The organism is Marinimicrobium sp. (genome assembly GCF_002695945.1).
Lineage (GTDB): Bacteria > Pseudomonadota > Gammaproteobacteria > Pseudomonadales > Cellvibrionaceae > Marinimicrobium > Marinimicrobium koreense.
On the sequence record NZ_NZQP01000023.1, the window covers coordinates 20,283 to 34,087 of the forward strand.

Sequence of the window (13,805 nt, forward strand, 5' to 3'; positions counted from 1 at the left end):
TTACTTGGAGTAAAGCTCGACAATAAGGTTCTCGTTGATTTCAGCGGGCAATTCACTGCGATCGGGAACTCGGGTGAAAACNCCTTCTTTCTTGTCCGCGTTCACATCGATCCACTCAACATTGCTGCGCTGGCCGGCAAGGGTCAGGGCGTTCTGNATACGCAACTGATTCTTGGCCTTCTCGCGAACGGCAACCACATCACCTTCCTGCACCTGATAGGACGGAATGTTCAGGGTTTTGCCGTTGACGCTGATCGCCTTATGGGTCACCAGCTGACGCGCTTCTGCACGGGTAGAGCCAAAGCCCATCCGGTACACAACGTTATCAAGGCGGCCTTCGAGCAGCTTCAACAGGTTCTCACCGGTGGCACCCTTACGGCGAGCGGCTTCTTNGTAGTAGCTGCGGAACTGCTTTTCCATCATGCCATAGGTGCGACGTACCTTCTGCTTTTCACGCAGCTGCACACCATAGTCAGACAGACGACCACGACGCTGACCATGCTGGCCAGGAACGCTTTCCAGTTTACACTTCGAATCCAGCGCACGAGCACCACTCTTCAGAAAGAGGTCGGTGCCTTCNCGACGGGACAGTTTACATGTAGGTCCAATATAACGAGCCATTATCTAGTTCCCCTTACACTCGACGTTTCTTGGGAGGACGGCAGCCGTTGTGCGGAATCGGCGTAACGTCGACAATGTTGGTGATCTTGTAACCAACATTATTAAGTGCGCGAACTGCGGATTCGCGGCCAGGGCCAGGGCCCTTCACTTCTACGTCGAGGTTCTTAAGACCGTATTCTTTCGCTGCCTCACCGGCGCGCTCCGCAGCTACCTGGGCAGCAAACGGGGTGCTTTTGCGCGAACCGCGGAAGCCAGANCCACCAGAGGTAGCCCAGCTCAGGGTATTACCCTGACGGTCGGTGATAGTGACAATGGTGTTATTGAAGGACGCGTGGATGTGGGCAACCCCATCGACCACCGTCTTCTTGACTTTCTTTTTCGTTGCGGNTTTATTACCTGGCTTCGCCATAGCAATCTCTTCCTAACCTGTAGTTACCGTATTTGAATGACTGGCGCAGATCGATTAACGCTTAATCGGCTTGCGCGGGCCCTTACGTGTGCGAGCGTTGGTCTTGGTACGCTGACCATTGACCGGCAAGCTGCGACGGTGACGCAGACCGCGATAGCAGCCCAGGTCCATCAGACGCTTGATGTTCATCGACACAACACGGCGCAAGTCACCCTCTACGGTATGCTTGCCAAGCTCGTTACGGATCGCGTCGAGCTGTTCCTCGGAAAGACTACCCATTTTGGCGTCTTCGGCGATGCCAGTAGCGGCACAGATCTGTTGCGCAGTAGTACGGCCGATCCCATAGACGTAAGTCAGGGANACAACCGCGTGCTTGTGATCTGGTATGTTTACACCAGCAATACGGGCCATTCAAATTACTCCAGTAACACTAAAATTGCAGCGTTGACGGCAACTTACGCCACCCAACACCCTAAAAGGCGCGCAAGGATAGCGGTAAAATCACCAAAAATCAATAGCCCGGGGATTTCTCCCCGGACGACAGTCAACGCCCCCTCATGTACGCCCCGCCCCTGGAGGGGGGCCGGNCGTCCAATTCTTAACCCTGCCGCTGCTTGTGGCGAGGCTCAGCGTGGCAAATTACTCGCAGNACGCCGTTGCGCTTAACCATCTTGCAGTTGCGGCAGATCTTTTTAACAGAAGCACGAACTTTCATGATCCTACCCTAGTAATGGGGATTAGCGAGCGTTNCCGCTGCCATATCCCTTCAAGTTAGACTTCTTCATCAGTGACTCGTACTGATGAGACATCAAGTGCGCCTGAACCTGGGACATAAAGTCCATNACCACCACTACCACGATCAGCAACGACGTGCCCCCCAAGTAGAAGGGAACATTGGCCGCCACCACCAGGAACTGGGGCATCAGGCACACAGCCGACATATAAACAGCACCCACTACCGTCAGACGGGTCAGGACACTGTCGATATAGCGGGCCGATTGCTCACCCGGGCGAATCCCCGGGATGTAGGCACCGGACTTCTTCAGGTTATCCGCNACNTCTTTCGGGTTGAACATCAACGCCGTGTAGAAGAAGCAGAAGAACGAGATCAGCGCCGCGAACAGCAGAATGTTCAGAGGCTGACCCGGACCAATCGCCAGAGCGAGATCCTGAAGGAAGTCGCTGGCNAANCCNTCNCCGCCCTCGCCAAACCANTGGGCAATGGACGCCGGGAACAGCAGAATACTGCTGGCAAAGATCGCCGGAATCACGCCGGCCATATTGATCTTCAGCGGCAGGTGACTGGTCTGAGCGGCATAGGCATTACGNCCNTGCTGACGCTTCGCGTAGTTTACCGTAATNCGACGCTGTCCGCGNTCNACCCGGACCACACCCCAGATTACCGCCAACGCGATNACCGCAATCACCAGCAACAGTAGCAGGTGCAGATCGCCCTGACGGGCACTCTCAAACGCCTGNCCGACCGCGCTCGGCAAACCCGCCACNATACCGGCGAAAATGAGCATTGAAATGCCGTTNCCGATACCTTTTTCAGTGACCTGCTCGCCCAACCACATCATGAAGACGGCGCCGGTAACCAGAGAGGTGACCGCNATGAAGTGAAACGCAAAATCCGCTTCGCCACCATANGCAAANCCGGAAAAGCTCACTGACATTGCCATCGCCTGNACCGTAGCCANCACCACCGTACCGTAACGGGTGTACTGGTTGATCTTGCGGCGACCCGCGTCACCTTCTTTCTTAAGCTGCTCCAGCGAGGGAGTCACGGCGGTCATCAACTGCATGATAATAGATGCAGAGATGTACGGCATGATACCCAACGCCAGAATACTCATGCGCTCCAGGGCACCCCCGGAGAACATGTTGAACATACCCAGAATGGTACCCTGATTCTGGTTAAACAGGTTGGCAATCCGCTCGGGATCCAAACCNGGAACCGGAATATGAGTACCAATTCGGTAGACTACGATCGCCAGGAACAAAAAACGTAGGCGAGCCCAAAGCTCGCCCAGACCTTTCTGATTCCCCAACGAAGGATTACCGGGAGTTGCCATGTTGGCGCCCCTTACTCTTCGACTTTCCCGCCGGCNGCTTCAATCGCAGCCTTGGCACCTTTGGTGACCGCAATACCGCGTACGGTAACCGCTTTGCTGAGCTCGCCAGATGCGAAGATCTTGGCGCGCTTCATGTTAGCACCAATGACATCGGCCTGCTTCAGAGTTTCGATATCGATGGTATCGCCCTCCACCTTGTTCAGCTCTGAGAGACGAACTTCGGCAGTGACACGACCAATGCGAGAACTGAAACCATACTTCGGCAGACGCTTCTGCAGCGGCATCTGACCGCCTTCAAAGCCCGGAGCAACNCTACCACCGGAACGGGACTTCAAACCTTTGTGACCGCGACCGGCGGTCTTGCCCAGGCCACTACCGATACCGCGACCCACGCGCTTCTTGCTATGGGTGCTACCGGGGGCGGGACTCAGCTCGTTAAGACGCATCTTATTCTCCCTCTACCTGTACCAGATAGTTTACAGAGTTAATCATCCCACGCACGGAGGGAGTGTCTTCCACCTCAACGGTGTGGCCGATACGGCGCAGACCCAAACCGGCAACGCTAGCCTGATGCTTCTTCAGGCGACCCGCGGTACTACGGACTTGAGTCACTTTGATCATTTTCTTAGCCATGGTCGTATTCCGCAATCAGTTAACTGGCAACGCCAATTAATTCAGGATCTCTTCGACACTTTTGCCACGCTTGGCCGCTACAGAGTCCGGAGACGCCATAGACTTCAGCGCGTTAAAAGTGGCACGAACAACGTTTACCGGGTTGGTAGANCCGTAGCACTTGGCCAGTACGTTCTGAACACCGGCAATTTCCAGCACAGAGCGCATGGCACCGCCAGCAATAACACCGGTACCCTGGGAGGCNGGCTGCATGAACACCTTGGAGGCGCCATGACGACCNTTGGTCGGGTACTGGATAGTATCACCGTTCANTTCAACGTCGATCATGTTACGGCGAGCGGCTTCCATTGCTTTCTGGATAGCAACCGGCACTTCNCGTGCCTTACCGCGGCCAAAGCCGACCTTACCGTTACCGTCACCAACCACNGTCAGNGCGGTGAAGGCAAAGATACGACCACCTTTAACAGTCTTGGCAACACGATTGACNTGTACCAGCTTTTCCTGGAAGCCTTCGTTGTTGCCTTCTTCTTTCTTCGCGTATGCCATATCTTAACCCTTAGAATTCCAGTCCAGCTTCACGCGCAGCGTCNGCCAGGGCTTTTACGCGACCGTGGAACTTGAACCCACTACGGTCGAANGCCACCCGGGAGACACCGGCAGCTTTAGCGCGCTCTGCNATCAGAGCGCCGACAGCTTTCGCCGCCTCGCTGTTACCCGTTTTGCCTTGACGCAGATCTTTGTCCAACGTCGAGGCACTGGCCAATACGCGGCCNCCATCTTCTGCAATNACCTGCGCGTAAATATGACGCGGGGTACGATGAACAGACAGACGGTTAACACTCAGTTCACGAATCTTGGCACGGGCACGACGCGCACGGCGAAGACGAGATTGCTTCTTATCGCTCATATCCTGGCCCTACTTCTTCTTGGCTTCTTTACGGCGAACCTGTTCGCTTGCATAGCGGATGCCTTTACCCTTGTAGGGTTCGGGCTCACGCAANGCGCGAATCTCGGATGCCACCTGACCGAGCAGCTGCTTGTCAGCGCTCTTCAGCACAATTTCTGTCTGGGCCGGACATTCCGCCGTTACACCTTCCGGTAAGGTGTAATCGATCGGCTGAGAATAACCGACAGACAGGTTTACAGTTTTACCCGACGCNTTGGCACGATAACCAACGCCGACCAGTTGCAGCTTCTCTTCGAAGCCCTGATCTACGCCTTTTACCATGCTGCCGACCAGAGCACGCATGGTGCCTGCCAGCGCGCGGGACTGCTTGGCCCCATCACGAGCGGTGAACTTGAGCAGGTTTTCTTCCTGCTGGATTTCAACGCTGTCGTGAATTTCCAGAGCCAATGTACCTTTTCCGCCTTTAACGCTAAGNCTCTGACCCTGAAGGGTGACCTTAACAGCGGACGGTACTTCAACCGGACTATTTGCAACTCGTGACATGACGACTTCCCGTTAAAATACTGTGCAGAGGACTTCACCACCNACGCCAGCGGCGCGAGCGGCACGATCAGTCATAACACCTTTACTGGTAGAAACGATGGCAACNCCCANACCACCGCGCACGGTCGGAATGGACGACTTACCAGCATAACTGCGCAAGCCGGGNCGACTGACCCGATCCAGCTCAGCAATNACCGGCTTACCTTCAAAATATTTCAGCTCAATGGTCAGCTCGGGCTTGGCACCCTCGCTCACTGAGAAACTATCAACGTAGCCTTCTTCTGCCAGAACTTTTGCCACAGAGGCCTTCAGTTTGGAAGAGGGCATGGTGACATTCGACTTTCCCACCTGCTGGGCGTTTCGAATGCGAGTCAGCATATCGGCCAACGGATCTTGCATGCTCATCTGATTCTGCTCCTAATGTTAAGCCCTGGGCTTACCAGCTGGACTTGACCAAACCGGGAACGTCGCCCCGCATGGCAGCTTCACGCAGCTTGTGGCGGCACAAGCCGAACTTGCGATACACACCGTGCGGACGGCCAGTTACGCGACAGCGACGACGCCCGCGGCTCGGGCTCGCATCGCGAGGCAGCTGCTGCAGTTTGATCTGCGCTTCCCAGACTTGCTCTTCGGAAGAAGCAGGGCTGGCAATAATCGCTTTCAGTTCCGCGCGCTTAGCGGCGTATTTGGCGACTGTGCGGGCACGTTTTACTTCGCGTGCAACCATTGATTTCTTAGCCATGACGCTACCCTTAACCTTTGAACGGGAAGTTGAACGCTTTCAACAGCGCGCGACCTTCCTCGTCGTTCCGTGCTGTCGTTGTGATACAAATATCCAGACCGCGGAGCTTATCGACNTTATCGTAGTCAATTTCCGGGAAGATAATCTGCTCGCCTACGCCCATGGAGAAGTTACCGCGGCCGTCAAATTGCTTCGGGCTGATACCCCGGAAGTCGCGAATGCGCGGAATAGCGATGCTGACCAGGCGATCCAGAAACTCATACATACGATCTTTACGCAGAGTTACTTTGCAGCCAATCGGCCAGCCATCACGGATTTTGAAACCCGCGATTGACTTNCGTGCCTTGGTAATCACGACCTTCTGGCCGGCGATTTTTTCCAAGTCACCGATCGCATTCTCAAGCACTTTCTTGTCGCCCACAGCCTCACCGACACCCATGTTAATGGTGATCTTGGTGATGCGCGGAACTTCCATCACGTTCGCGAGACCCAGCTCATCTTTCAGCTTGGGCGCGAGCTCTTTGCTGTACAGTTCTTTTAGCCTAGCCATGTCTACTTACGCCTCTACGGCTTCGCCATTGGATTTGAAAACGCGGACCTTGTCGCCGTTTTCAAGGATCTTGAAGCCAACACGATCCGCCTTCTGAGTCGCCGGATTGTAAATGGCAACNTTGGAGGCCTGGATCGAGGCTTCCTTCTCTACGATTCCGCCGGGCACGCCCANTTGCGGATTCGGTTTCTGGTGCTTCTTGATCATGTTAATACCAGACACGATCAGGCGGCCATCAGCCAACACACGGGTAACTTTCCCGCGCTTACCTTTGTCGCGACCAGCGATAACAATCACTTCGTCATCACGTTTAATCTTTCGCATTTGTCTGCCCTCAGCTCTCTGCCCGTACCAAGTGCTTACAGCACTTCCGGTGCGAGAGAAATGATTTTCATGAACTTCTCGCCACGCAACTCGCGAGTCACCGGCCCAAAGATACGAGTACCCACCGGAGCATCCTGGTTGTTCAGCAGCACAGCAGCGTTGTCGTCGAACTTGATCAACGAACCATCCTGGCGGCGAACACCTTTCTTGGTGCGCACTACCACCGCTTTCATCACCTGGCCTTTCTTCACCTTACCGCGAGGAATCGCTTCCTTCACAGTAACTTTGATGATGTCACCCACAGCGGCATAGCGCCGATGGGAGCCGCCAAGAACCTTGATGCACTGAACCCGACGAGCGCCGCTATTATCAGCTACATCTAAGTAGGTTTCTGTTTGAATCATCGTCCGTCTCCGAAACTATTAAGTCGCCTGAATCACTTAGATTTCAGTAGCGCGCTCTTCAATGTTCACTAAAGCCCATGATTTGGTCTTTGACAGCGGACGAGATTCAGCGATAGTCACCGTATCACCGATCTTGCAGTCATTGTTTTCATCATGCGCTTTCAGCTTTGATGACTTGCTCACATACTTGCCGTAAAGCGGATGCTTTACGCGACGCTCGATCAGCACTGTGATGGTTTTATCCATCTTGTCGCTAACAACCTTGCCGGTCAGTGTACGAGCCAGATTATCTGCCTGAGTCATCGTTAATTACCTGCCTTCTGTTTAAGCACCGTTTTAATTCGAGCAATATCGCGGCGAGTTTGCTTGAGCAGGTGAGTCTGACCCAGCTGGCCAGTAGCAGCCTGCATACGCAGCTTGAACTGCTCTTTCAATTGAGTCAGCAGTTCGCCGTTCAGCTCTTCAACGGATTTTTCCCGGAGTTCTGAAGCTTTCATCACATCACCGAACGTTTTACGAAAGTTGTTGTAATAGGCAACTTGGCTGCGGCCAACGCAAAGGCCTCNCGAGCCAGATCTTCACTGACGCCATCCATCTCATACAGGACTTTACCAGGACGGATCTGCGCGACCCAATATTCCACGTTACCCTTACCTTTACCCTGACGTACTTCCAGGGGCTTCTCGGTAATTGGTTTATCNGGAAACACACGAATCCAGATTTTACCGCCACGTTTAATGTGACGAGTCATCGCACGACGGGCCGCCTCAATTTGGCGAGCTGTAATGCGACCGCGACCAGTAGCTTTCAAGCCAAAATCACCAAAGCTTACNTTGGCGCCCCGATGGGCCANGCCGCGGTTGCGNCCCTTCATTTGCTTGCGAAACTTCGTACGCTTTGGTTGCAGCATCTTGCGTACCCCTTACTTGGACTTAGAGCCTTTTTTCTTAGGTGCAGCTTCAGCTTCGTCNATATCGCCGATGACNTCACCCTTGAAAATCCAAACTTTCACACCGATGATGCCGTAGGTGGTNGACGCTTCGGCGGTTGCGTANTCGATGTTTGCACGCAATGTGTGCAACGGTACGCGGCCTTCACGATACCACTCACTACGAGCGATCTCGGCACCCCCCAGGCGGCCTCCCACCTGGATCTTGATACCTTCCGCACCCTGACGCATGGCGTTTTGCACGGCACGCTTCATGGCACGGCGGAACATCACGCGGCGCTCCAGCTGCTGAGCNACATTCTGGGCAACCAGTGAAGCATCCAGATCAGGCTTACGGATCTCTTCAATGTTGATGTGCACTGGCACACCCATGCGCTCGCTCACTTCTGCACGCAGACGATCCACGTCTTCGCCTTTCTTNCCAATCACGATGCCCGGACGGGCAGTGTGAATGGTAATACGTGCGGTATTGGCGGGACGCTCAATGTCCACGCGGCTTACAGACGCGCTGGACAANTTGNCCTGAATGTAAGAACGCACTGCCAAATCATTGTTGAGTTTGTCTGCGTACTGATCGCTGCCGGCATACCACACTGAGGTATGCTTCTTGACGATACCCAGACGAATACCTGTCGGATTTACTTTCTGACCCATAACGCCTGCTCTCTTACTGGTCGGCTACTTTAACGGTGATATGACAAGTGCGCTTAAGAATGCGNTCAGCACGACCTTTAGCGCGAGGCTTGATNCGTTTCATGCTCAAACCTTCNTCCACAAANATCGTGGACACTTTCAGTTCATCGACGTCGGCGCCTTCGTTGTGTTCGGCATTCGCAATTGCGGACTCGAGCACCTTNTTGATNANCGCGGCGCCCTTTTTNGGGCTGAATGCCAGNAGGTCCAACGCCTCCTCNACACCTTTTCCGCGAATCTGATCGGCTACCAAGCGCGCTTTTTGCGCCGACAGACGAGCACCGCTGAGTTTTGCTGCTACTTCCATCGTGTTACCTCGTAGGCACTATTAGCGCTTAGCGCTTTTTCGCTTTTTTGTCTGCGACATGACCGCGATAGGTGCGGGTAGCCGCAAACTCGCCAAGTTTGTGTCCAACCATTTCTTCATTCACCAGGACGGGCACGTGCTGACGNCCATTGTGTACTGCCAGCGTCAGACCAACCATTTCTGGCATGATCATTGAGCGCCGCGACCAGGTTTTNATTGGACGACGATCATTNTTTTCGATCGCTGTTTCGACCTTCTTAATGAGGTGAAGATCGATAAAAGGACCTTTCTTCAGTGAACGTGGCACTGTTGCTTCCTCTTTTCCGCTGTTGATTTGCCGTTAGCGCTTNGAGCGACTACGGACAATCATCTTGGTNGTGCGCTTGTTTTTGCGCGTCTTGTAACCCTTGGTCGGAACACCCCAAGGCGATACCGGATNACGGCCACCAGAAGTACGACCTTCACCACCACCGTGCGGGTGATCTACCGGGTTCATGGCGACACCGCGCACNGTAGGACGAACACCGCGCCACCGNTTGGCNCCGGCCTTACCGAGTGACCGCAAGCTNTGCTCGCTNTTGGACACTTCGCCCAAGGTCGCCCGGCANTTAACCANTACACGGCGNGTTTCACCGCTACGCANACGCAANGTCGCGTAAGTACCGTCGCGAGACACCANNTGGCANGANGCACCNGCNGAACGNGCCANCTGGGCACCTTTCTCGGGCTTCAACTCGACGCAGTGAACNGTGCTNCCGAGNGGNATATTCCGCAGCGGCANNGCATTACCCACTTTAATCGCCGCCGCATCNCCTGANTCGATCTTGTCACCNGCCTTNAGGCNCTTGGGNGCNATAATGTAACGGCGCTCNCCGTCGGCATAACAAACCAGCGCNATGTAGGCNGTGCGGTTCGGATCATACTCCAGGCGCTCTACTGTGGCCGGNATNCCGTCTTTATTNCGACGGAAATCGATCACACGGTAGTGCTGCTTGTGNCCNCCNCCNACGTGACGGGTTGTGATACGNCCANCNNTGTTACGNCCNCCNCTNTTGGANTTCTTCTCCANCAGNGGCGCGTAAGGAGCACCCTTGTGCAAATCCGGATTNANGACACTTACTACAAAGCGGCGACCGGGCGAGGTTGGTTTACGTTTTACAATAGGCATTGCAACAATCCTCTTACTCAGCTACCGCAAAGTCGATATCCTGACCTTGCTCAAGACGAACGTAGGCCTTCTTCCAGTCACTGCGNNNACCNATACCAAAGCGNGTGCGACGGGTCTTNCCCTTCACGTTNAGCACGCGAACACTNTCNACNTTGACATCAAACAGCGCCTGNACGGCCGCTTTNATTTCGANCTTGCTGGCATCAGTNGCNACTTTGAANACNACCTGGTTGCCGTTCTCGCCCGCCATNGCGGACTTNTCGGACACTACCGGACCCAACAAGATTTTATAGATGCGTTCTTGGTTCATCCCAGGATCTCCTCGAACTTTTTCAGAGCCGGAACGGTGACCACAACCTTTTCNAAGCCNATCANGGCAACCGGATCAACACCCTGNACNTCNCGNACNTCAACCTTATGCAGGTTGCGNGACGCCAGGTAAAGATTNTCGTTCACNTCCTCAGTCACAATCAGCGCTTCTGACAGATCGTACTGAGCCAGCTTTTGNANCAGGCTTTTGGTNNTGGGTGCGTCGACNGANAANTCNTCNACCACNACCANACGCTCNTGNCGATTCAGCTCAGNNANNATGCAGCGCANNGCNGCNCGGTACATCTTTTTNTTGAGCTTCTGCTCGAAGTTGCGNGGCTTGGCNGCNAATGCCTTACCACCNGAGCGCCAGATCGGACTGCGGATGGTACCCGCACGCGCNCGACCGGTGCCCTTCTGACGCCACGGCTTCTTACCGCCGCCAGANACTTCAGAGCGAGTTTTCTGAGCCTTGGTGCCCTGACGGCCGCCCGCCAGGTAGGCGACTACCGCCTGATGCACCAGGTCTTGATTAAATTCTTTGCCAAACGCCACCTCAGATACGTTGAGCGTATCTTTGGCACCATCGGGCTTTACAATATTCAATTCCATGGTCGTTTCCCCTCGGACAATTAACCGTTACTGCGCGCTTTAACTGCGGGACGAACAATGACGTCACCACCNGGAGCTCCNGGNATGGCNCCTNTGACCANCAGCAGATTACGCTCAGCGTCGACGCGGACCACTTCNAGNTTCTGAACAGTNACCTGNTCGGNACCCATGTGACCTGACATCTTCTTGCCCTTAAAGACGCGACCCGGNGTCTGACATTGTCCGATGGAACCGGGGGCACGGTGAGAAAGGGAGTTACCGTGGGTAGCGTCCTGCGTNGCGAANTTCCAACGCTTGACGGTACCGGCAAAGCCCTTACCTTTGGAAGAACCGGTGACATCGATCTTNTGGCCAGCCTCAAAGGCGTCAACCGTAATCTCTGCACCAACTTCGAAGGATTCTTGAGTATCGTTACGCAATTCCCACAAACCACGTCCNGCTTCGGCATTCGCCTTGGCNTAGTGGCCCGCTGCGGGCTTGGTAACACGTGAGGCGCGACGAGACCCTACGGTAACCTGCACNGCAGAGTATCCGTCGGTTTCTACATTCTTCACCTGGGTGACGCGATTGGGAGCAACCTCAATCACGGAAACAGGAATGGAAACACCATCATCGGTAAATATGCGAGTCATGCCGCTCTTGCGGCCGACAATACCAATCGTCATGTTGCTAACCTCTCAGTGTACGGGGCTTTTACCCGCTATGGCCGCCCATTTCAGAGCGTTACACAAACCCGGCCGAAACCGGGATTAACATTTACTTTGTATTAGTTAAGACTGATCTGAACCTCTACACCTGCAGCCAAATCNAGCTTCATCAGGGCATCAACGGTTTTTTCAGTGGGCTCAACAATGTCCAGCAAACGCTTGTGTGTACGAATCTCGTACTGATCACGCGCGTCCTTGTTGACGTGCGGGGAGATCAATACAGTGAAGCGCTCTTTGCGAGTCGGCAGCGGAATCGGGCCACGGACTTGTGCGCCTGTGCGCTTTGCTGTCTCAACAATTTCCTGGGTAGAGGCATCGATGAGCTTATGATCAAAGGCCTTCAGGCGAATCCGAATGCGTTGATTCTGCATGTGAACCAAACTCCAGTAATAAACTTTAAAGAACTATCCAAATTGGCGATGGCGTCCGAGCTGAGCTCGTTGATACCCTGCAAAATGGAGGCGCAATTCTAATGGCGGGNCAGCCCCCTGTCAAGGGATATNCCAGGATATTCCCGGAATTCCGGAAAACGCACCATTATTTTTNAAAATCAAAGACTTATNTCTCCNACAGAACNTCTAAAATCGCTCNGGAGACAAAAAAAGGCCCCCGCAGGGGCCTTTTTCAGAGCCTGTATCGCTTACTCGATGATCTTAGCGACCACGCCAGCGCCTACAGTACGGCCGCCTTCACGAACCGCAAAGCGCAGACCTTCTTCCATCGCTACCGGGTGAATCAGAGTCACGCTCATCTTCACGTTGTCGCCCGGCATAACCATCTCAACGCCTTCCGGCAGCTCACAAGCGCCAGTCACGTCAGTGGTACGGAAGTAGAACTGCGGACGATAGCCCTTGAAGAACGGAGTGTGACGGCCGCCTTCGTCTTTGGACAGAACGTACACTTCGCCTTCGAACTTGGCGTGCGGGGTCACTGAACCCGGCTTGGCCAGTACCTGACCACGCTCAACTTCGTCACGCTTGGTACCGCGCAGCAGAACACCAACGTTCTCACCGGCACGACCTTCGTCCAGCATCTTGCGGAACATCTCAACACCGGTACATACGGTCTTGGTGGTGTCCTTCAGGCCGACGATTTCCAGTTCCTCGCCCACCTTCACGATGCCGCGCTCTACACGACCGGTTACTACGGTACCGCGACCAGAGATAGAGAAAACGTCTTCTACCGGCATCAGGAACGGCTGATCGATGGCACGCTCGGGCTCCGGAATGTACTCATCCAGAGTCTCCACCAGCTTCTTGACGGCGGTAGTGCCCAGCTCGTGCTCGTCTTCACCGTTCAGAGCCATCAGGGCGGAACCGGCGATGATCGGCGTGTCGTCACCCGGGAAATCATAGTCGGACAGCAGCTCACGCAGCTCCATCTCGACCAGCTCCAGCATTTCGTTGTACTCCTCAGTACCTACGCCGCCGCAATCTTCAGCCAGCAGGTCGGCCTTGTTCAGGAATACCACGATAAAGGGTACACCTACCTGACGAGACAACAGGATGTGCTCGCGAGTCTGGGGCATCGGGCCGTCAGTGGCACCACACACCAGGATCGCACCGTCCATCTGAGCCGCACCGGTGATCATGTTCTTCACATAGTCGGCGTGGCCCGGGCAGTCTACGTGCGCGTAGTGACGGGTCGGTGAATCGTACTCTACGTGAGAGGTCGCAATGGTGATACCACGCTCACGTTCTTCCGGCGCATTGTCGATACCGTCAAAGGCCATGGCAGAACCACTGCCCCAGACTTCGTAGCACACGCGGGTCAGAGCCGCGGTCAGCGTGGTTTTACCGTGGTCAACGTGACCGATGGTGCCCACATTGACGTGGGGCTTACTGCGTTCAAA

General features: G+C 54.6%; 27 protein-coding genes. All 27 read right to left on the bottom strand.

Annotated features, from left to right (window positions below; genetic code table 11):
- Window positions 1-621, bottom strand: coding sequence for a 30S ribosomal protein S4 (rpsD, locus tag CMG77_RS06085; protein ID WP_286903770.1), 621 nt, complete (start codon window positions 619-621; stop codon window positions 1-3).
- A gap of 13 nt (window positions 622-634) precedes the next feature.
- On the bottom strand, window positions 635-1,030 hold the full coding sequence (rpsK, locus tag CMG77_RS06090; RefSeq protein WP_286903771.1) for a 30S ribosomal protein S11: 396 nt from the start codon (window positions 1,028-1,030) through the stop codon (window positions 635-637).
- Between the two features lie 54 nt (window positions 1,031-1,084).
- A complete protein-coding gene (gene rpsM, locus CMG77_RS06095; protein WP_024462495.1) occupies window positions 1,085-1,441 on the bottom strand; it encodes a 30S ribosomal protein S13 in 357 nt (118 codons plus the stop codon).
- Between the two features lie 187 nt (window positions 1,442-1,628).
- Window positions 1,629-1,745: a 50S ribosomal protein L36 gene (gene rpmJ / locus CMG77_RS06100; RefSeq protein ID WP_081666256.1), complete on the bottom strand. Its 117-nt coding sequence runs from the start codon at window positions 1,743-1,745 to the stop codon at window positions 1,629-1,631.
- A gap of 22 nt (window positions 1,746-1,767) precedes the next feature.
- Window positions 1,768-3,105 carry a preprotein translocase subunit SecY gene (gene secY / locus CMG77_RS06105; protein WP_286903772.1) on the bottom strand — a complete coding sequence of 446 codons (1,338 nt, stop codon included), beginning with the start codon at window positions 3,103-3,105 and terminating at the stop codon, window positions 1,768-1,770.
- A gap of 11 nt (window positions 3,106-3,116) precedes the next feature.
- Window positions 3,117-3,551, bottom strand: coding sequence for a 50S ribosomal protein L15 (rplO, locus tag CMG77_RS06110; protein WP_286903773.1), 435 nt, complete (start codon window positions 3,549-3,551; stop codon window positions 3,117-3,119).
- Between the two features lies 1 nt (window position 3,552).
- The gene (gene rpmD, locus CMG77_RS06115; RefSeq protein WP_024462492.1) at window positions 3,553-3,738 is read right to left on the bottom strand and encodes a 50S ribosomal protein L30; all 186 of its coding nucleotides are present in this window, start codon (window positions 3,736-3,738) and stop codon (window positions 3,553-3,555) included.
- A gap of 36 nt (window positions 3,739-3,774) precedes the next feature.
- On the bottom strand, window positions 3,775-4,284 hold the full coding sequence (rpsE, locus tag CMG77_RS06120; protein ID WP_286903774.1) for a 30S ribosomal protein S5: 510 nt from the start codon (window positions 4,282-4,284) through the stop codon (window positions 3,775-3,777).
- A gap of 10 nt (window positions 4,285-4,294) precedes the next feature.
- The gene (rplR, locus tag CMG77_RS06125) at window positions 4,295-4,645 is read right to left on the bottom strand and encodes a 50S ribosomal protein L18 (protein WP_286903775.1); all 351 of its coding nucleotides are present in this window, start codon (window positions 4,643-4,645) and stop codon (window positions 4,295-4,297) included.
- 9 nt (window positions 4,646-4,654) lie between these two features.
- On the bottom strand, window positions 4,655-5,188 hold the full coding sequence (gene rplF, locus CMG77_RS06130; RefSeq protein ID WP_286903776.1) for a 50S ribosomal protein L6: 534 nt from the start codon (window positions 5,186-5,188) through the stop codon (window positions 4,655-4,657).
- A gap of 12 nt (window positions 5,189-5,200) precedes the next feature.
- Entirely contained in the window at window positions 5,201-5,593 is a 393-nt protein-coding gene (gene rpsH / locus CMG77_RS06135) for a 30S ribosomal protein S8 (protein ID WP_286903777.1), read from the bottom strand.
- A 31-nt stretch (window positions 5,594-5,624) separates the two neighbouring features.
- On the bottom strand, window positions 5,625-5,930 hold the full coding sequence (rpsN, locus tag CMG77_RS06140; RefSeq protein WP_024462487.1) for a 30S ribosomal protein S14: 306 nt from the start codon (window positions 5,928-5,930) through the stop codon (window positions 5,625-5,627).
- A gap of 10 nt (window positions 5,931-5,940) precedes the next feature.
- A complete protein-coding gene (rplE, locus tag CMG77_RS06145; protein ID WP_286903778.1) occupies window positions 5,941-6,480 on the bottom strand; it encodes a 50S ribosomal protein L5 in 540 nt (179 codons plus the stop codon).
- 6 nt (window positions 6,481-6,486) lie between these two features.
- On the bottom strand, window positions 6,487-6,804 hold the full coding sequence (gene rplX / locus CMG77_RS06150; protein WP_286903779.1) for a 50S ribosomal protein L24: 318 nt from the start codon (window positions 6,802-6,804) through the stop codon (window positions 6,487-6,489).
- 35 nt (window positions 6,805-6,839) lie between these two features.
- A complete protein-coding gene (gene rplN / locus CMG77_RS06155) occupies window positions 6,840-7,208 on the bottom strand; it encodes a 50S ribosomal protein L14 (RefSeq protein ID WP_024462484.1) in 369 nt (122 codons plus the stop codon).
- A 36-nt stretch (window positions 7,209-7,244) separates the two neighbouring features.
- Complete coding sequence (rpsQ, locus tag CMG77_RS06160) at window positions 7,245-7,511, bottom strand: 30S ribosomal protein S17 (protein ID WP_024462483.1); 267 nt, start codon at window positions 7,509-7,511, stop codon at window positions 7,245-7,247.
- 2 nt (window positions 7,512-7,513) lie between these two features.
- The gene (gene rpmC, locus CMG77_RS06165; RefSeq protein ID WP_024462482.1) at window positions 7,514-7,705 is read right to left on the bottom strand and encodes a 50S ribosomal protein L29; all 192 of its coding nucleotides are present in this window, start codon (window positions 7,703-7,705) and stop codon (window positions 7,514-7,516) included.
- Complete coding sequence (gene rplP / locus CMG77_RS06170) at window positions 7,705-8,118, bottom strand: 50S ribosomal protein L16 (RefSeq protein ID WP_286903780.1); 414 nt, start codon at window positions 8,116-8,118, stop codon at window positions 7,705-7,707. Before rplP ends, rpmC begins: the two co-directional genes overlap by 1 nt.
- Before the next feature lie 12 nt (window positions 8,119-8,130).
- Window positions 8,131-8,811, bottom strand: a complete 681-nt coding sequence (rpsC, locus tag CMG77_RS06175) for a 30S ribosomal protein S3 (protein WP_286903781.1) — start codon at window positions 8,809-8,811, stop codon at window positions 8,131-8,133.
- A gap of 13 nt (window positions 8,812-8,824) precedes the next feature.
- Window positions 8,825-9,157: a 50S ribosomal protein L22 gene (rplV, locus tag CMG77_RS06180; protein WP_286903782.1), complete on the bottom strand. Its 333-nt coding sequence runs from the start codon at window positions 9,155-9,157 to the stop codon at window positions 8,825-8,827.
- A 28-nt stretch (window positions 9,158-9,185) separates the two neighbouring features.
- Window positions 9,186-9,464 (bottom strand): 30S ribosomal protein S19, encoded by a 279-nt coding sequence (gene rpsS / locus CMG77_RS06185; protein ID WP_286903783.1) that lies wholly within the window; start codon window positions 9,462-9,464, stop codon window positions 9,186-9,188.
- Between the two features lie 33 nt (window positions 9,465-9,497).
- A complete protein-coding gene (rplB, locus tag CMG77_RS06190) occupies window positions 9,498-10,325 on the bottom strand; it encodes a 50S ribosomal protein L2 (protein ID WP_286903784.1) in 828 nt (275 codons plus the stop codon).
- Window positions 10,326-10,338: 13 nt separating this feature from the next.
- The gene (gene rplW / locus CMG77_RS06195) at window positions 10,339-10,635 is read right to left on the bottom strand and encodes a 50S ribosomal protein L23 (RefSeq protein WP_286903785.1); all 297 of its coding nucleotides are present in this window, start codon (window positions 10,633-10,635) and stop codon (window positions 10,339-10,341) included.
- Entirely contained in the window at window positions 10,632-11,246 is a 615-nt protein-coding gene (rplD, locus tag CMG77_RS06200; RefSeq protein WP_286903786.1) for a 50S ribosomal protein L4, read from the bottom strand. Before rplD ends, rplW begins: the two co-directional genes overlap by 4 nt.
- 20 nt (window positions 11,247-11,266) lie before the next feature.
- Window positions 11,267-11,911 (bottom strand): 50S ribosomal protein L3, encoded by a 645-nt coding sequence (gene rplC, locus CMG77_RS06205; RefSeq protein ID WP_286903787.1) that lies wholly within the window; start codon window positions 11,909-11,911, stop codon window positions 11,267-11,269.
- 101 nt (window positions 11,912-12,012) lie between these two features.
- Entirely contained in the window at window positions 12,013-12,324 is a 312-nt protein-coding gene (gene rpsJ, locus CMG77_RS06210; protein ID WP_024462473.1) for a 30S ribosomal protein S10, read from the bottom strand.
- Between the two features lie 269 nt (window positions 12,325-12,593).
- Window positions 12,594-13,805 (bottom strand): elongation factor Tu (tuf, locus tag CMG77_RS06215; RefSeq protein WP_286903788.1); only part of this gene is annotated, 1,212 nt, incomplete at its 5' end.

Bases quoted from the DNA above. Each gene is read 5' to 3' on its own strand.
- rpmD (WP_024462492.1), bottom strand. From the start codon at position 3,738: ATGGCTAAGAAAATGATCAAAGTGACTCAAGTCCGTAGTACCGCGGGT.
- rpsN (WP_024462487.1), bottom strand. From the start codon at position 5,930: ATGGCTAAGAAATCAATGGTTGCACGCGAAGTAAAACGTGCCCGCACA.
- rplN (WP_024462484.1), bottom strand. From the start codon at position 7,208: ATGATTCAAACAGAAACCTACTTAGATGTAGCTGATAATAGCGGCGCT.
- rpsQ (WP_024462483.1), bottom strand. From the start codon at position 7,511: ATGACTCAGGCAGATAATCTGGCTCGTACACTGACCGGCAAGGTTGTT.
- rpmC (WP_024462482.1), bottom strand. From the start codon at position 7,705: ATGAAAGCTTCAGAACTCCGGGAAAAATCCGTTGAAGAGCTGAACGGC.